Source organism: Streptococcus infantis, assembly GCF_047463655.1.
Classification (GTDB): Bacteria; Bacillota; Bacilli; order Lactobacillales; family Streptococcaceae; genus Streptococcus; species Streptococcus infantis_Z.
Window position 1 is genome coordinate 281,287 of sequence record NZ_JASHDM010000001.1, and the last position, 17,606, is coordinate 298,892.

Annotated in this window: 21 protein-coding genes and 2 pseudogenes; 22 read left to right on the plus strand and 1 reads right to left on the minus strand. The window is 38.2% G+C overall.

Annotation, left to right across the window (positions count from 1 at the left end):
• Positions 1-188 precede the first annotated feature (188 nt).
• From QM877_RS01345 to QM877_RS01405, 13 genes and pseudogenes are all read left to right on the plus strand, one after another.
• Positions 189-551: an SAG1252 family conjugative relaxosome accessory protein gene (locus QM877_RS01345; RefSeq protein WP_414317330.1), complete on the plus strand. Its 363-nt coding sequence runs from the start codon at positions 189-191 to the stop codon at positions 549-551.
• A 6-nt stretch (positions 552-557) separates the two neighbouring features.
• Complete coding sequence (gene mobC, locus QM877_RS01350) at positions 558-923, plus strand: plasmid mobilization relaxosome protein MobC (protein ID WP_414317331.1); 366 nt, start codon at positions 558-560, stop codon at positions 921-923.
• Positions 910-2,775, plus strand: coding sequence for an SAG1250 family conjugative relaxase (locus tag QM877_RS01355; protein ID WP_414317332.1), 1,866 nt, complete (start codon positions 910-912; stop codon positions 2,773-2,775). The genes mobC and QM877_RS01355 overlap by 14 nt, the downstream gene beginning before the upstream one ends.
• Before the next feature lie 275 nt (positions 2,776-3,050).
• Positions 3,051-3,248, plus strand: a complete 198-nt coding sequence (locus tag QM877_RS01360; RefSeq protein WP_414317333.1) for a hypothetical protein — start codon at positions 3,051-3,053, stop codon at positions 3,246-3,248.
• Positions 3,249-3,253: 5 nt separating this feature from the next.
• A complete protein-coding gene (locus QM877_RS01365; RefSeq protein ID WP_414317334.1) occupies positions 3,254-3,658 on the plus strand; it encodes a hypothetical protein in 405 nt (134 codons plus the stop codon).
• Between the two features lie 109 nt (positions 3,659-3,767).
• Positions 3,768-4,631, plus strand: a complete 864-nt coding sequence (locus QM877_RS01370) for an aldo/keto reductase (RefSeq protein ID WP_414317335.1) — start codon at positions 3,768-3,770, stop codon at positions 4,629-4,631.
• Between the two features lie 2 nt (positions 4,632-4,633).
• Positions 4,634-5,491: an aldo/keto reductase gene (locus QM877_RS01375; RefSeq protein WP_414317336.1), complete on the plus strand. Its 858-nt coding sequence runs from the start codon at positions 4,634-4,636 to the stop codon at positions 5,489-5,491.
• 27 nt (positions 5,492-5,518) lie between these two features.
• On the plus strand, positions 5,519-6,175 hold the full coding sequence (locus QM877_RS01380; RefSeq protein WP_414317337.1) for an NAD(P)H-binding protein: 657 nt from the start codon (positions 5,519-5,521) through the stop codon (positions 6,173-6,175).
• A gap of 23 nt (positions 6,176-6,198) precedes the next feature.
• Positions 6,199-6,333, plus strand: coding sequence for a hypothetical protein (locus tag QM877_RS01385; RefSeq protein WP_414317338.1), 135 nt, complete (start codon positions 6,199-6,201; stop codon positions 6,331-6,333).
• Positions 6,334-6,382: 49 nt separating this feature from the next.
• A pseudogene (locus QM877_RS01390) lies at positions 6,383-7,236 on the plus strand (aldo/keto reductase).
• Between the two features lie 35 nt (positions 7,237-7,271).
• Complete coding sequence (locus tag QM877_RS01395; protein ID WP_414317339.1) at positions 7,272-7,685, plus strand: flavodoxin family protein; 414 nt, start codon at positions 7,272-7,274, stop codon at positions 7,683-7,685.
• Positions 7,686-7,909: 224 nt separating this feature from the next.
• Positions 7,910-8,404: pseudogene (locus QM877_RS01400) on the plus strand (flavodoxin).
• Between the two features lie 21 nt (positions 8,405-8,425).
• Positions 8,426-8,989: a TMEM175 family protein gene (locus tag QM877_RS01405; RefSeq protein WP_414317455.1), complete on the plus strand. Its 564-nt coding sequence runs from the start codon at positions 8,426-8,428 to the stop codon at positions 8,987-8,989.
• Between the two features lie 58 nt (positions 8,990-9,047).
• On the opposite strand, the gene QM877_RS01410 is transcribed toward QM877_RS01405, so the two are convergent.
• Positions 9,048-9,875 (minus strand): LysR family transcriptional regulator, encoded by an 828-nt coding sequence (locus QM877_RS01410; protein WP_414317340.1) that lies wholly within the window; start codon positions 9,873-9,875, stop codon positions 9,048-9,050.
• Between the two features lie 108 nt (positions 9,876-9,983).
• On the opposite strand from QM877_RS01410, the gene QM877_RS01415 reads away from it, so the two are divergent.
• The 9 genes from QM877_RS01415 (at position 9,984) to QM877_RS01455 (ending at position 17,596) form a co-directional block, all read left to right on the plus strand.
• Positions 9,984-10,844 carry an aldo/keto reductase gene (locus tag QM877_RS01415; RefSeq protein WP_414317341.1) on the plus strand — a complete coding sequence of 287 codons (861 nt, stop codon included), beginning with the start codon at positions 9,984-9,986 and terminating at the stop codon, positions 10,842-10,844.
• A gap of 10 nt (positions 10,845-10,854) precedes the next feature.
• The gene (locus tag QM877_RS01420) at positions 10,855-11,736 is read left to right on the plus strand and encodes an alpha/beta hydrolase (protein WP_414317342.1); all 882 of its coding nucleotides are present in this window, start codon (positions 10,855-10,857) and stop codon (positions 11,734-11,736) included.
• Between the two features lie 16 nt (positions 11,737-11,752).
• Positions 11,753-12,391 (plus strand): NAD(P)H-binding protein, encoded by a 639-nt coding sequence (locus QM877_RS01425; RefSeq protein WP_414317343.1) that lies wholly within the window; start codon positions 11,753-11,755, stop codon positions 12,389-12,391.
• Between the two features lie 14 nt (positions 12,392-12,405).
• Positions 12,406-13,719, plus strand: coding sequence for an MFS transporter (locus QM877_RS01430; protein ID WP_414317344.1), 1,314 nt, complete (start codon positions 12,406-12,408; stop codon positions 13,717-13,719).
• A 9-nt stretch (positions 13,720-13,728) separates the two neighbouring features.
• A complete protein-coding gene (locus tag QM877_RS01435; RefSeq protein ID WP_414317345.1) occupies positions 13,729-14,475 on the plus strand; it encodes a flavodoxin family protein in 747 nt (248 codons plus the stop codon).
• 15 nt (positions 14,476-14,490) lie between these two features.
• Positions 14,491-15,024 carry a hypothetical protein gene (locus tag QM877_RS01440; RefSeq protein WP_414317346.1) on the plus strand — a complete coding sequence of 178 codons (534 nt, stop codon included), beginning with the start codon at positions 14,491-14,493 and terminating at the stop codon, positions 15,022-15,024.
• Between the two features lie 134 nt (positions 15,025-15,158).
• Positions 15,159-15,383 carry a helix-turn-helix domain-containing protein gene (locus QM877_RS01445; protein WP_042751162.1) on the plus strand — a complete coding sequence of 75 codons (225 nt, stop codon included), beginning with the start codon at positions 15,159-15,161 and terminating at the stop codon, positions 15,381-15,383.
• A gap of 255 nt (positions 15,384-15,638) precedes the next feature.
• Positions 15,639-15,788: an SHOCT domain-containing protein gene (locus QM877_RS01450; RefSeq protein WP_414317347.1), complete on the plus strand. Its 150-nt coding sequence runs from the start codon at positions 15,639-15,641 to the stop codon at positions 15,786-15,788.
• 53 nt (positions 15,789-15,841) lie between these two features.
• Positions 15,842-17,596, plus strand: coding sequence for a recombinase family protein (locus QM877_RS01455; RefSeq protein WP_414317348.1), 1,755 nt, complete (start codon positions 15,842-15,844; stop codon positions 17,594-17,596).
• The last annotated feature ends 10 nt before the right edge of the window (positions 17,597-17,606 follow it).

Sequence of the window (17,606 nt, forward strand, 5' to 3'; positions counted from 1 at the left end):
TAGCCACCAAGTTATCTTATCGTTAGCTGTCAAAACTGGAAGGTTTTGATCGGCTGGCGATATGATTTTTTGGGTATTGTGACCACAATGTCTGAGCTCGCGAAGACCTGAAAGGAAGATATTATGCAGTACCGTGTCTAATACGAGTGCGGGGATATACCGATATTAAAGAATGAGGAGGATACAGGATGGGAAATTTAGTTAGAGAGATACGTAAGGAAGTCAATTTCACAATAGAAGAGTATCAACAGATACAAAATTTGATGGAACAGGAGGGATATGAACAATTTTCCCCTTTTGCTAGAGGTAAATTATTGAAAATAAACCACCAATCATCTCAGCAGCTTGAAGAATGGATAAAATATTTACAACACCAAAAAGTAGAACAGATTTATCGGGATGTACATGAAATACTTGTTCTGGCAAAGTTGTCTCAATCTGTTACAATGGAACATCTTGAAATTATTTTGACTTGTGTCAAAGACTTGATGAAGGAAATTGAGATAAGTATGCCATTAAGCCATTCCTTCAAAGACAAGTACATGGGGTAAGTTAATATGGAAAATCGTTATCGAACCAATTTGAAAAAAGTGTATTTGAGTGATCAAGAATTAATTATCCTCAACAAAAATCTTGCTCAGAGTCAGTGTCCAAACTTTTCGCATTATGCCAGAAAAACCTTACTCGATCCTGGTATGAATTTTATCACAATCGATACAAGAGGATTTCAAGACCTGATTTTTGAAATTCGTAGGATTGGAAATAATATAAACCAGATTGCACGTGCGGTAAATCAAAGCCACCTACTAAGTCTTCAACAAGTCAAAGAATTGCATCTCGGTATAGCTGAGTTAGAAAAACAGTTACAACAAGATTTTGACATAAAGTGTCAACGATTGAGAGAATTTTATGGTCATCACTAAGCACTATGCTGTTCATGGGGAAAAATACCGCCGTCAATTGATTAAGTATATTCTTGATCCTAAGAAAACCAAGAATTTATCGTTGATTTCAGATTTTGGGATGAGTAATTATCTTGATTTTCTTGATTATGTGGAACTGGTAAAGATGTATCAAAATAATTTCCTTTCAAATGACCAACTCTACGATTCACGGTTTGATAGACAAGAGAAAAAGCAACAGAAAATACATGCTCACCATATTATCCAGTCTTTCTCACCTGATGATAAATTAAGCCCAGAGGAAATCAACCGCATAGGCTATGAAACGATAAAAGAGTTAATAGGTGGTCAATATAAATTCATTGTTGCCACTCATGTTGATCAAGACCATTGTCATAATCATATTATTATCAACTCAATCGACTGCCAATCTCAAAAAAAGTTGAAGTGGGACTACGCTCTTGAAAGAAATTTACAAATGATTTCGGATAGAATTTCTAAAGTAGCGGGTGCCAAAATCATTCCACCTAAACGTTATTCTCATAGAGATTATGAGGTCTATCGACGTTCTAATCACAAATACGAATTGAAGCAGAGGTTATCTTTTCTCATGGAACATTCAATTGACTTCAATGATTTTATGAAAAAAGCTGAGCAACTAAATGTTAAAGTAGATTTCTCAAGGAAACATAGCCGATTTTTTATGACAGATAGGAATATGAAGCAAGTCATCCGAGGAGATAAGCTGAATAAGAGGGAACCCTATTCAAAAGAATATTTTCAACATTACTTTGCTAAGATAAAGATTGAACAGATTCTAGAATTTTTGTTGCCAAGATCCAACTCATTTGATGATTTAGTTGAGAAAGCTCAGTTACTGGGAATGGAATTGAAGAGCAAGATAAAAACGATAGATTTTGTTCTTACTGATGGAAAAAGCTGTATTTCCATACCAAATAAGTTATTAAGAAAGAAAAATCTTTATGACACTACGTATTTTGAGACCTACTTCAAGGAACTTGATGTGGTTGAAGTGCTTCAAAATAGTGACGTAAAAACGGAATTTGAAAAATTTGAAATGCAACAGTATTCAGACGTATTGACTGTAGAAGAAATAACCGAAGCTTATGAAACGTATAAATCTAAGAGAGATGCTGTACATGAGTTTGAAGTTAAGATTTCTGAAGAGCAGGTTGAAAAGGTGGTTTCAGATGGACTTTTCATTAAGGTTTGGATGGGGATTGGGCAAGAAGGACTAATCTTCATTCCAAATCATCAACTAAATATCTTAGAACAAGAAAATAAGAAACAGTATCAGGTGTTTATTCGAGAAACATCTTCTTATTTCATTTATCATAAAGAGGACTCAAAAAAGAATCGATATATGAAAGGAAGGGACTTGATTCGCCAACTGACATTTGACAATAAGTCTCTGCCTTATATGAGACGAATAAGTCTGTCTAGCCTTCAACAAAAAATAGAAGAAATCAATTTATTGATGACCTTGCATACTCAAAATAAATCCTTTCTTGAATTAAAAGATGAACTAGTTGAAGAAATTGCACAGCTAGACATTGATTTAACAAACTTACAAGAAAAAAATGCTACCCTAAACAAGATGGCGGAAGTCGTTGTTAACTTACAAAGTGAGAATCAAGACACTAAGCGACTAGCTAAGTATGAGCGTTCAAAGCTAAACTTATCGCAGGAGCTAACGATTGAGCAGGTAGAATCTGAGATTGAAGGTATTCAAAATCAGTTAAATAGTAAAATCAATGAATATGAAAATGCGGTGAGGAGGCTTGAAAATATTTTTAACATTCTCAGGAACAGAATAAATATAGTTGACGGAGAAGAGTTAAATCTATTCTAGTATTCACATTCTGAATACTATTATCAAAAATCACTATTTTACCCACGAGTTTTTATCGTTTATACAAAATCATGTCCAAAGGACAAGAAAAAAGATTTAGAGGTATAGAAATGAACTCAAGAAAAATAAAATTGTTTACAACAACAGCGATTGCAACCATTTTGCTAGCTGCTTGCTAAGCAAATTCGACTAGCAATTCGACTGCAAGCTCAGCGAATACTGATAGTACTGTACTTCGCATCGCGGATCAAGGAATTTTCTCAGCTGGTGGGATTGTGACAACTTATGAAGGAACTTTTGACCCAGCTAATCAATGGGAGGAAATCGGTGCCGGTCAGACTTCTCACTTTGACCATGCCAACGTTCTCTATCAAGTTCCAAAGGATGAAACAGAGGCACCAATGATTTTCCTACACAGCTTTGGGCATTGCGAAATAATTTCTTTGCCGACACTATTTCATTTTTCTGGTTAGGCAGTATGCTGATCATCATTCATAATGAATGGCTCTATGTTCAAAAAATATCCAGCAAAACTATCTGGTGGGTGATGATTCTTCTCTTTGCCTCCTCGTTATTCCACTATGTGACGGCTATTGTTTCAACTAATTTTACCGATTCGTTAGCACAAGTTGTCTATTGCTTGGTTGTCTTATTCATTACCGTTTCAAACAGAGGGCTTTATCGTTCGCTTTATCAAGATGATCCAAACAATCTTCTCTTAAAACAACGAATTGAAGACATGAAGAAATGGATATTCTTTGATACGATTGGGAAAGTCGTCGGTCTTGTCTCGTCAGCCACTATTTTTCCGCCAGCCATACTTCTTTCCGTTCTTTTGACTCTGGTAGTTCTTGTGATTCCAAGGCAACTGAAGGAGGATTAGGTTTAGTATAGATATCAGTATTAAAAAAATGAATACTGCTATTTTTCTTTGCTATTGTACAGCTAAACAAAATAGGACTAAAATAAGGTTAGAAAGTGAGATGAATTCTATGAAAAACGTTAATTTGAACAATGGAGTGAAGATGCCAATTCTTGGCTTTGGTGTTTTCCAAATTCCTGCCAGTGAAACCAAGCAGGCCGTACTTGATGCTATTAAGGTTGGCTATCGTCATTTTGATACGGCTCAGTCTTATGCCAATGAAAAAGAAGTTGGTGAAGCTATCGCAGAATCAGGTTTGCCAAGGGAAGAATTTTTCATTACTAGCAAAGTCTGGCTAGAGCATTACGGTTATGAGAAAACGAGAAAAGCTGTTCTACATTCATTGGAGATCATGGGCTTAGATTATCTAGACTTGATGCTCCTTCATCAGCCCTTTTCAGATTACTATGGTTCATATCGTGCCTTGGAGGACTTGTATAAAGAAGGGAAACTGCGTGCCATTGGTGTCAGCAATTTCTATCCCGATCGTCTGAGTGATCTGGTGGCTTTTAATGAAATCACACCACAGGTCAATCAAGTTGAAACCCATCCGTTTAATCAACAGATTTTCGCACAAGAGAATATGATCAAAAACAATGTTCAGATGGAGTCATGGGCTACTTTTGCAGAAGGTAGAAATGGCATCTTTTCTCATCCGACACTAGTGGCGATTGCGGAAAAATATGGTAAGTCCACAGCTCAAATTATGATTCGTTGGCAGGTGGAGCGTGGTATCGTCTGCTTGACAAAATCAGTAAAACCAGAGCGTATGGCTGAGAATATTGATGTTTTTGATTTTAACTTAACGGATGAAGATATGACAGCCATTGCAGAACTTGATACAAAACAAAGTCTGTTTTTCAATCACCAAGATGCTTCAACAGTTGACATGTTCTTGCGTTTGATTGAACAGAGAAAAAATGGAGGCAACTAAAGATGAAAACAATTACTTTAAATGATGGCAATCGTATTCCAACAGTTGGGTTTGGTGTTTTCCAAATTCCTGCAGACGGTTCGACCTATACAGCTGTTAAGGAGGCCTTAGAAGTTGGTTACCGTCATATTGACACAGCGCAAGCTTATTTTAACGAAAAAGAAGTCGGACAAGCTATCAAAGATTCAGGCATTCCACGTGATGAAATCTTTGTCACTAGTAAACTTTGGATTCAAGATTATGCTTACGAAACTGCTAAAGCAACCATTGATGCAACCTTGGAAAAAATGGGACTTGATTACCTTGACCTCTACCTGCTTCACCAACCTTATGGCAAAGTCGAAGAAGCTTGGAAAGCTCTAGAAGAAGCCAAAGCTGCTGGTAAAATCAAATCAATCGGTGTATCAAACTTCACGCCAAACTTTTGGAATCAATTTGTTCCACATTTCAATACGATTCCAGCTGTTAACCAAGTAGAGTTCAACCCATATTTCCAACAAAAAGCTCTACGTGACTTGCTTGCAAAGGATGATGTTAAAATAGAAGCTTGGGCGCCACTCGGACAAGGAAATAAAGACTTATTTGCCGAACCAATCATCACAGCTTTGGCTAACAAATATGGCAAAGATGCTGGGCAAATTGTTTTGCGATTTGAAGTGCAGGAAGGTATCATTGTCTTGCCAAAATCAACCAAGAAAGTTCGCATGGCATCAAACAAAGAACTCTTTGATTTTGAATTGACCGATGAAGAAATGGCAGAGATTCGTGCCCTTGACAAAGGAAAAGGTGCTCATGACCCAGACGCACCAGGCGTTGGAGATTATCTCTTGTCAGCTTATGATATTCATGCTAATGATTAATTTTTAAGATTATTTGAGGAATAATAAATGAAAAATGTTTTAATTTTGGGTGCCAATGGACAAATTGCACGGATTGTAGCGAAGCGTCTTTTGAGCGAACAAGATGATGTTCAATTGACACTTTATTTACGAAAAAGTCATCGTGTTGATGACTTAGTGGCTATTAATCCTGCGCGTGTAAGGACAGTAGATGCTGACATTCACGACCAAGAAATGTTGGACAAGGCTGTTCAAGGACAAGATATTGTTTTTATTTCAAATGTTGACCATGACCCTGATAACGAACTGACTCAAGGTGTTATTGCAGCAATGATTAAAAATGATGTTAAACGTGTTATAGCTTCAAATGTTTTAGGAATTTACGGAGAAGTTCCTGGAGAATATGGTCGCTGGAATACAGAAATGCTTACGCAAGCAGGGCTCAATCGAGCTCGACGTTCTGACGAATTGTTAGAAAAATCAGGCTTAGATTACACAACTCTACGTTTGCCTTGGTTAAATGACCGTGATGAGGTGAAATATAGTATTACGCACAAAGGAGAATCATATGTCGGTGTCTCTGGCTCACGTCAAAGTATGGCAGACGTTGTCGTCAAAATGATTGCTGATCCAACTTACCTCAATAGAGAAAGTATAGGTCTTGCAGACCCCGATACTCAAGGATTGACACGTCCTGTTTATTAAGATAAATAGAGGAGGAGAAAAAAATGAAAGTCGCAACATTTATTGAATCAGGGAAAATGACAGTTACTGAAGCAAGCCACTTTGACATGTACGACCTCCATCCTTTTGTAGATGTCGCATTTGAGGCAATCATACCTCTCTTCGAAAAAAATATTTAATCCTAACTATCCATTTGAATAATGGAAATAGATAAAAACGAGGTAAACAATGCAATACACAATACTTAATAACGGAATCAAAATGCCTATGGTTGGATTTGGAGTATTCCAAATCCATGATGCCAAAACAACGCAGACAGTTGTAGAAGAAGCGATTAAAACGGGCTATCGTTTGATTGACACTGCCCAAGTTTATGGTAATGAAGAAGCGGTCGGAAAAGCTATCAAGGCCTCAGGTGTTCCCCGTGAGGAGCTCTTTATCACAACCAAACTTTGGATTTCTGACTTTAGCTATGAGGCTGCTAAAGACGCTTTTAATGAATCCTTACGTAGATTAGATTTGGACTACGTTGATCTCTATCTCTTACATCAACCATTTGGCGATATTTTCGGAGCTTGGCGTGCCTTAGAAGAACTTTATAAAGAAGGAAAAATCAAAGCGATTGGAGTCTCAAACTTTAAACCAGATCAATTAGCTAACCTTGCTACCTTTAATGAAGTTACTCCAGCTGTCAATCAGATTGAACTCCACGTTTTCAACCAAAAAGAAGATGAGCAAGCCTATATGCTCTCAAAAGGGGTGCAAACAGAGAGTTGGGGCTCTTTTGCTGAAGGACAATTTGATGTTTTTAATAATCCAGTTTTAAAAGAAATTGCAGAAAATACAGCAAAACAACAGCACAAGTTATGCTTCGTTGGCAGTTGCAACGTGGCATTGTCTCCCTTTCAAAATCAGCCAATCCAGAACGTGTCCGTCAAAACTTTGACATCTTTGATTTTGAATTATCAGCAGAAGATATGGACAAAATTGCGGCTCTTAACACGAATACAACTGTCTTCTCGGATCATCACGAAGCTAAAACAGTTGAACTTTTGGCAAGCTTTGTTGGGAAATCATTTTAATAGGTATAAAGTGTGGTAGATAAGGAGAAAGTGAAATGACAACATTATTTATAAACGGTAGTCCCAATAAAAATGGCAATACCGTCGCTTTAGCAAAAAAATTATTAGGAGATCAATCTTTTGAAACGCTTCATCTAGCAGATTATAAAATTTATGATTACGGACAAGATTTCTCAGATGATCAATTTGAAGAGGTGCTAGCAAAGCTATTTGAAGCAGATACAATTGTGATTGGCTCACCAGTCTATTGGCATAGCATCAATGGTTTGGTACGAAATTTTCTAGATCGACAATACGGGCGAGTAGAAGATCAGCTGATTGGCAAAGACTTGTATTTTATCTTTCAAGGCTCAGCTCCGACGCAGGAAGTTCTTGATATGGGAAATTACACCATGAGCCGTTATGCCGGCTTGTATGGAATGAACTACAAGGGTATGATAACTAGATAAGGAAGGGAGAGGTTCATGAAGAAACTAAGTTTATTTTTCTAGGATTTTCGACAGTTTTTGTCCTTGTTGCATGTAGCAGTAGTAAGCAGAATACGCAAACAAGTGAGACAGCTAGCAGTCAAACGGCGGAATCCAGTCAAGAAGCCAGTTCGACAGATGATAGTCAAAAAATTCTTGTTGCTTATTTTTCCGTCTCTGGAAATACAGCCACGATTGCCTAAGATATCGCTTTTGAAACAGGTGGAAATCTATTTGAAATCAAACCACAGAATCCATATAGCGAGGCTGATTTGAATTGGACAGAAGAAAATAGTCGTGTCGTCTAAGAGTATCTCAATGAGTCCCAACGGGAAACGCCTTTGGAAGTAGTGACTTCTGAAAACTGGGCAGATTATGATGTTATTTTTATTGGCTATCCTATTTGGTGGCAAGAAGCTGCCTGGCCTATCAATGATTTCGTTGAAGAAAATGGCTTTTCAAGAAAAACAGTCATTCCATTTGCGACATCTACTAGCTCTGATTTAGGGGAAAGTGGAAATTTACTAGCAGAGATGGCAGGAACAGGCAACTGGGAAGAAGGGCAACGGTTTATTTCATCAGCTACAAGCTCAGAAGTAGCTGAATGGCTTACTGAGATAGGATATGAAGATTTCTATGGAAAGAGAGAACAACTCTTTATTCTCAAAAGAAATAAATTTTGGTATAATACTCTTTATTAAGGAGGAGTGAACATGAATTTAATGTCAAAAGAGCGTTTAATCGCTTTTACAGATGCCGTCTTGGCGATTATCATGACGATTTTAGTTTTGGAATTAAAACGGCCGGATCCGATTAGCTGGCAGGCTCTATGGGATTTGGGGACCAATTTTTTTGCCTACACCATTTCTTTCTTCTGGTTGGGAACCATGTGGGTTAATCTGCATCGTAGTTGGGATGTGGTTGATAAAATCAACTCCAATTTGGTTTGGAGTTCGATTGTCTTACTCTTCTTTTCATCCTTTTTCCCCTACACCACAGCCTTGGTTTCTGCTGATTTTAACAATTCAGTTGCTCAAACCTTATATGGGGTCATTGTTCTTCTGGTAACAGCTTGTAACGTCTGGATGTATCACGAATTGCATAAACTAAATCCCGATGCTGTTGGAGCAAGCCGTTTTAACATTTTAGATAAGGAAGGTCTAGTTGATATTGCACTAAAGCTAATAGGTTTAGTCTTGACCTTAACGGTCTTCCCTTCTGCTATGATGTGGGCAGTGCTGTTTACGTTCTTGGTCATCGTTTTACCTAGAGCAATTAGGCAGTAATTCTTATCAAATAAAGAAAAGTATGGTTCTTTCGAAGGACCATACTTTTTTTGTACTATCAAGTGAATTGCATTAATACACTTTTATTCTTTTTCAAAGTTGAGATGTAAAAGGTTTTTGTGGCTTCCTTATCTACGATTGGGACATGCACACGTTGGGTTGGATTGTCTGAGGAGGCTTGAGAGATATTGGTTGAAAAGCTTGGCAAAGCAGAAGCAGAGATCAGTTCGTCAAAGGCTTCCCAATCTGTCTGGACAATAAATTTGGTTTGTGTTAGCTGATCCACAAGTGGTTGCCAAATCCCCAAACCGGACCGCAAGAGCATGGTTAGGTTTGCCAAATCTTCCAATGCAATTTCCTCACGCATGGCATAGGGATGGGCAGGTGGAACGGAAATATAAAGTTGTTCTTTGAAGAATCCAGTTGTCAGCACATCGTCATGCTCAATTGGAAAGTCTGTCACGATAAACTGGAATTTCTGACTAAGTAGGCCTTCTAGTAGGGAGTCATTATCGTGTAACTCGACATGGACTTCTTGTTCTAAGTCCTGCTCTGCTAAACGATTCCTCACTTCCCATTCTACACCAGGAGCTGAGATGCCACCAAATAAAATCGTGGCTTGGAGAGAAAAACGTTGGATATTTTTCAAAAATTGCTGCTCATGGTTGAGCAAAGCTTCTGCTTGTTGAACAGTATATTTACCAGTTTCCGTTAAGGAAAGTTTGTTTTTGCTTCGTTGGAAAAGCTGGACGCCTAAGTCGTCTTCTAACTGACGCATATTACGGGTCAAAGACGGCTGTGAAATCAACAAAACCTCAGCTGCGCGTGATAGCGTCCCTTCTTTAGCGACCGTAATCAATTGTTCTAGGTGCTGTAAATTGATCATATCTTCTCCTTTGTGACTATTCACTTTATGAATAGCAGTCTAACTAATTGCTATTGTACTATTTTTTAAAGCACTTGTAAAATAGAGACATCAAGTGGAGGTGGCTGTATGAATAAGATTAGATTAAATAATGGAGTAGAAATGCCACAGGTTGGGATGGGGCTGTTTCAGCTGAAAGGTGATGAGACTCAAACCTACATCAAACAGGCGATTGAGGCTGGGTATCGCTTATTTGATACGGCTAGTATCTATAGTAATGAAGCAGATTTAGGGCAGGCCATTAAGGATTCAGGAATTGCTCGAGAGAATTTTTTTATTTCCAGCAAGGTCTGGATTCATTCTGATGGCTATGAGGCAACGATGAAGGAGTTTAAAACAAGCCTAAATCGCTTGGGAACAGATTACATTGACCTGTATTTGATTCATCAACCGATGGGGGATGTTTATGGATCTTGGCGTGCCTTAGAGGAGCTTTATACTCAAGGGAAAATTAAGGCTATTGGCGTATCGAATTTCTCTGAAGATCGCTTGCTTGATTTTATTTTAAATACAAAAATTGTTCCAGCAGTAAATCAAATTGAGCTTCATCCTTTCTATCATCAATCATCCCTAAGGAAACTGATGAAGGATTACGGGATTCAGGTTCAGGCTTGGGGCCCGCTTTGTGAAGGGATGAAAAATATCTTTCAGCATCCAGTATTAGAAAATATCGCGAAAAAACATCAGAAATCCATTGCTCAAATCGCTTTAAAGTGGAGTGTGCAGATGGGCAATAGCGTCATCCCCAAATCAACAAATCCCGTACATTTGGAAGAAAATGTAGCCCTTTGGGATTTTGAATTGGGCCAAGAAGACTTAGACCAAATCAAACAGCTGGACATTGGTTGCAGTGAGATTATTGACCATAAAAATTTAGCCGTTGTAAAAGGGTTGAACCTGTGTTTAGGGAGTAAGAAGACTCCTGTCTAAAGGAGGAATTATGGTATTTACAAAAGATACAAAAATTAGAGAAATTACCCAACATCCTAGTTTTAGAGGATTTGGACACTTATTATTCCCTCTTCAGCTGGCCTTTCATCCTGAGGAGACTGTCCAAGATGTGACTGATTCAAATCATTTTATCTGGTATTCAAACCTGAAAACAAAGACCAGTTTAGAGGTTTTGAACAACTTACTCGAGCGTGCTCAAAAAAATGAACAAATCTTTTTCTCCATTTATGATGAGGACGAGATGGTGAAGGATCCAAGTAAGAGAGAAACAGGGCTATTTTACTTCAAAGGGAAGGAATATGAGAAATTTGCCCTTATCAATGCAGGCGGCGGTTTTCATTATGTTGCTGCCTTGCACGACAGTTTCCCACAAGCCTTGGCCTTAAGCCAAAGAGGCTACAATGCCTTTGCTCTGATCTATCGCCCCAAGAAGGCCTATGAAGATCTAGCACAGGCACTAGATTATCTTTATAGTCACTCCAGTGAATTGAAGATAGTCCCTGACCAGTATTCGCTTTGGGGTGGTTCTGCTGGAGCTAGGATGGCTATTCGCTTAGGTAACAAAAGCGAATTACAACGTTTAACAAGGACATCCATAGAGCCAGCCAGCATGGTTGTTAGTCAATATACTGGTTATTCATCTGTTTCTAGAGATGATGCACCGACCTATGCCAATTGTGGTACTAATGACTGGATTGCCAATTGGCAAGTGATGGAAAATCGACTGAAGAACTTGAAAAAGCTTGGGATTGACAGCCAGTTTCACGTCTATAAAGGGTTGGGGCATGGATTTGGCATTGGAAAAGACACAGTAGCAGAAGGTTGGATCGATAACGCCATTTCCTTCTGGGAAAAACAAATCAACAAATAGAAATTGGAGAAAAACAATGAGATTAGTAATTATTGGTGCAGCAGGACAAATTCCGGGATTTCTTATCCCACGGGTATTAGAAGAAACCGATTTTAAATTGACACTAGCGGGACGAAAGGTCAGTCAACGTTTGTCTTATCAGGATGACCGCATTCGCTATGTGGATGGGGATATGTCCCGTCTTGATAATGTCCGACAGGCTTTAGAGTATGCAGATGTTGTCTTTGTCAATGAAGCATCGCCAGCCTTGTTAGAGCCAACCATTGCTGTCATGAAGGAAAAGGGTATCAGACGCCTCATTGTAGCAGGGGTTCTCGGTGTGTATGATGAGGTCGTCGGAGACTTTGGTCGATGGAATGAATCCATGATTGGTGCTTATTCTCCAACAAATAATCGGGTCATCGGTGCTAAGTTAGTGGATGAGTCAGGTTTGGATTATACCTACCTTCGTATGACTTGGCTCTATAATCAGGAAGGCAATCGTGCCTATAAATTGATTCCGCAGGGGGAACCTTATAAAGGAGCGCAAGTCACGCGCCAAGCAGTTGCCCAATATGTTATGAACTTATTGCAAGATCCGAGTCGTGACTTGGGTGTGAGTGTTGGAATTGTAGAGCCAGGAAGTGAAGCTTTAGCGAAACCAGTTTTCTACTAAGAAAGTGTGAGTATATGAGAAAAGAATTATTTGGGATCATCTTACCCATTACCCTATTAGCTTATTTTTTGATCTTAATGGATAATTCCATTATCTTTACCAGTTCTGTTCAGATTGGGGAGAGTTTAAACCTAACAGATACCAGTCTAGCTTGGGTGTCAAATGCCTATACGCTTACCTTCGGTGGCTTTTTGCTCCTTTCTGGCCGCTTGTCTGATTTGTTGGGTCGTAAGCGAATTTTTCAAATTGGTCTAGCTATATTTGGACTGAGTTCCTTGGTGATTGGCCTTGCCCAAAATGCATCTATGATGATTTTGGCACGTGCTATTCAAGGAATTGGAAGTTCTATTATCGCGCCAACAACCCTTGCCTTAATGATGGATACTTATACGGGTGAGATGCGAACAAAAGCTATTTCCTACTATGGTGCGACGGCTGGAATTGGATCAAGTGTTGGTCTCTTGATTGGTGGTGGCCTAACCAGTTTTGTATCCTGGCGAGCAGGATTTCTAATCAATGTCCCTTTGACCTTGCTCTTGATGTATCTGACTCATCGCCATGTAGTTGCTAAGGCTGGACACCAAGAGAAAATAGATTACTTGGGGAGTTTATTGTCAGTTGCAGGTTTAGCGAGTCTGATCTATGGTTTGGACGGTGAGATTTACCCTCTTGCCTTTGTTATCGCTGGTTTTCTCATCTTGATTGGCTTTTATTTCTATGAAAAAAGACAAAAACTACCTATTATGCCACTAGACTTATTCAAAAATAAAGTTCGTTTTGGTGCCTATCTTGTCAGAGCTCTATTCATGATGGCTATGTTGCCCTATTGGTTCCTATTGCCACAGGTATTACAGGCTGAGTATGGTTTTTCTGCCTTGGGGTCTGGTTTTGCCTTTCTGCCCTTGACAATCACAACCTTCCTTACTGCTCTTCAACTCCCCAAACTGACTAAGCAATTTGGTAATAATCGTATTTTACTCATTGGAGAGATCGCTTTGTCACTTGGTCTTTTTTGGGCTAGTCTATCACCATTAGAGTTGGGTTATGTGCAAGCTGTTGCCTTGCCAATGCTGGTGATTGGTATTGGTCAAGCATTGGTCGTTGCCCCTGTGACGTCAGCAGGTATCTATCAAGCTCCTGATGACTTGGCAGGTTCGGCTAGTGGCTTGACAAATGCCATGCATCAAATTGGTGGACCAATTGGCTTATCTGTTATTATGGCGACGACATCGAATTTCTATGTCAGTCTTGGTTGGATGGCAGGTTTTAGCCTAGTCGCTTTGCTTTTTGTCTTTATCTTTATTTATCAATTTGGAAAAAATACCTAGGAGGTTTCTATGAGAAAAAGCTTTATTTTATTGGTAAGTGTCCTAGTCTTAGCTGCTTGCTCCGTTCCAAATAACAATACTACAAGTAGTAGTTTATCAACCTCACCTTCATCTGTTCTTCCAAGCGGGAAAATGGACCAAAGTCAGATTGTAGCACCGCAAGTTGGTCTCTCAGATGCAGAGTGGAATAATAGTCGTGGGACAGTCTCGGATGGAAAAGATACCAATTCTGAGCAAGAGCCAACTCGAATCTTGTCTGAAGACGCCGATAGTCTGATTGTCTATTTTTCACGGTCAGGCTCTACGGAGTTACTGGCTAGCAAGATTCAGGCACTTTCTGGTGCAGATGTGATTGAATTGGTTGCCAAAGAAACGTATAGTTCTGATTATGGTGAAACGGTACAACGGGTCAATCAGGAACGAAATGTCAAAAACACTCCTGAATTGAACGTAGAGATGCCAGATTTATCTCACTATAAAACTATTTATATCGGCTATCCTATTTGGGGCATGACAATGGCAGAACCTGTTGCAACCTTTATCGAGACCTATGCCAAAGAACTTGATGGAAAAACGATTATTCCATTTTCGACAAATGGAGGCTATGGACTCGGATCAAGTATCGATTATATCAAAACTATTTTGGCTGAAAACCAGGTTACCGCTCGTATTGAGCCTGCCTTTGCAGTCGAAGGAAATAAGGTTGATCAGGCTGATTCAGACTTGATGACGTGGTATAACAATTTAAACAAATAGAAAGAGGAAACTCTTATGAAAAGACGACAGATGATTTTTGGAATTGGTGTGGTAGCAATACTTGTCGCCCTATTTACATGGAACTTCTCAAGAGGACGACAATCAACCTCGACGACAAGTCAGAGTCAATCAACGACAAGTTCTCAAACGGCAACAGCATCAACCAGCCCAGCAGATTTGATAGCCTCGCGTCAATTTCGTGCCTTCAGCGGTTTTTCAATGGGTTCTGTCAATACCTGGCGAACCTTTGAAAATGCCTTAGATTACTTTTATTATTTCAATCCTATGAGTGGAAATGTTGGAATACTAGCTAAAGAATTCGCAAATATAGTTAAAGAGAAACAAAAAGACTTCTTCATTTATGCTGCTAGTGGCACAGATGATTTTGCCTACACCGCCTTTAAAGAGCAAGTCCTCTCTCTTGCCAGGAAAGTCCCATCTATTTTTAAGATGGAAGAAAATGTCATTTTCCGTGAAAGACAGGGAGGTAGGCATGATTACCAAGCGGTTTGTGATTATACCTACAATGCATTAGTTAATATTTTTTAGGAAAGATAGAAATTAGTATTTGAAGTTATAAAATTAGATTAGAATGTAATCGTTATATCTATTGATATTGTCACATTATGACAATATATAAAAATCCTAAAGAAAGTACACTATACTTTTCATAGGAGTAGGTAATGTACAGACGATTGAGAAATTTAAGAGAGGATCATGATTACACTCAAAGATATGTTGCAGAAATTCTTTCGTTCTCTCATACAAACTATGCAAAAATAGAGCGTGGTGAAGTAACATTGACAGCAGAAATACTTATTGAGCTCTCAAATTTATACAACGTCAGTACAGATTATTTGCTAGGGCTTACAGACTTTCCTCAGCGAATAAAACATAATATAAAATAGTCCCTCCTGATTTGTTCATTGACAATTGAATAATTCTAGGTGGGACTTTATTTATTTGTTGAGCAATAGAATGAAATGCGCCAAGAAATGAGCGAAAATCATTTATTCAAAAATAGGATGGTAACCTATCTGCCATGACACAAATAATGATAATGATACTTCTGACCGTTCAGGCTGCCATCGTAAAAGGATAGCGGGTGAAATTCCCATGATTGATTTAACCAGTCATACCCACAGAGAATAACTTAGAGTAACATGTTAAGAGGAGGGAAAGTTTTGGAACAATCAGTAGTAAAATATAGTATGCAACTTTCAATGCTCAACTTTTTATATTCTAGAAATATGGTGAGCAAAAAGGAATATGAAAAAATTAAAAATAGACTGCGTATTAAGTACACAAAATAGCTGACCTTTTGATCAGAACGCGGTAATATAGAATCAAAAGGAGGAATTTCAGTATGAAAAAAAATAATGTTGAAATAATAAAAGCTGATTCGTTAGTTCGTCGAAGAGGCGACAATTCCGAAAGAGACTCAAAAAGGGTTGCTGCTTATTGCCGAGTTAGTTCTGATAGCGAAGATCAGAAGAACAGCTATGAATCTCAGGTGAGACATTATAAAGATTATATCTCTCAGCGGTCGGACTGGGAACTGGCAGGTATCTATGCAGATGAGGGGATTTCAGGAACACAAGTAGGAAAGAGACAAGATTTTCAACGATTAATAAATGATTGTGTAAATGGAGAAATAGATTACATTGTCACAAAGGCAATTGCTAGATTTGCCAGGAATACCCTAGATACTTTGAAATATGTCAGAATGTTAAAGGATATGCAAATTGGAGTTTATTTTGAGGAAGAGAACATAGATACCCTTACTATGGATGGAGAACTACTTCTAACCATTCTTAGCTCTGTTGCACAGCAAGAAGTAGAAAATACATCTGCACATGTGAAAAAGGGATTAAAAATGAAGATGCAACGTGGTGAACTTATAGGGTTTCAAGGGTGCTTGGGGTATGATTATGATGTAGAAACCAAGCAACTTTCTATCAATAAAAAAGAAGCAAAAATAGTTCGTTATATCTTTGAAAGGTACTTAGAAGGTATTGGAGGGAAAGTTATAGCAAGGGAACTTGATGAACTAGGTTACAAATCTCCGAGAGGATTAAATCATTGGAATGATACAACAGTCTTAGGAATCATAAAGAATGAAAAATATAAAGGTGATATTCTAATGGGAAAAACTTTTACAGTTGACCCAATAAGCAAGAGAAGGTTGAGTAATTTTGGAGAAGAAGATAAGTACTATATCAAAGATAATCATGAACCTATAATATCTAAAGAAGATTTTGAAAAAGCTCAGGAGATAAGACTGCGTCGATCAGGAAATAAGAAGACTGCTGCAAATGTAAATGGCAAGCGTGAACGCTATTCAAAAATGTATGCTTTTAGTAGCATGTTAGAATGTGGTTTTTGTGGTTCAATATTATCTAGAAGAAGTTGGCACTGCCGTTCAGATTATCGCAAGGTTGTGTGGCACTGTGTTACATCGATAAAGAAAGGAAAGAAATTTTGTAAGCATAGTAAAGGATTAGAAGAGCTCGCTATTGAGGGGGCTTTCATGAAAGCTTACAGACAACTCTATCATTCAAATGAAAACTTAATGACAGACTTACTTGAAACGATTGAATCTGAATTGAATGACAATATTCTTAACAAGGAACTAAAAAGGATTACAAACAAACTTCGAACATTACTAAAAAAAGAGGAAAATCTTGTAAATCTAAGGCTCGAAGGGAAAATTAGCGATACCATATACAATGAAAAGTACAATGAAATTTCCTCAGAAAAAGAGTTTCTAGCAGAAGAGAAGGTAAATATTGAAACAACCTTAAAATCAGAGATCGATGTAAAGAAAAGACTAACTGAGTTTAAGCACTTGCTATCTTCACAGAAAATGCTTACGGAGTTTGATCGTGCAGTTTTTGAAAGTATTGTTGAGAAAATTATTGTAGGTGGAGTTAATAGCGATGGAGAAATTGATCCTGCAATGTTAACCATAATATTCAAAACAGGTGAAACTCAAAACAAGGATGGTAAACAATTTAAAAGTAAACGTAAAAATGCTAAACTAGAAACAGATAAATTGTGTCCTCAAAACAGTGACGAGGATAAAAAATTGTATTCTCAAGGAACAGACAACACATGTTGAGGCAGTATCA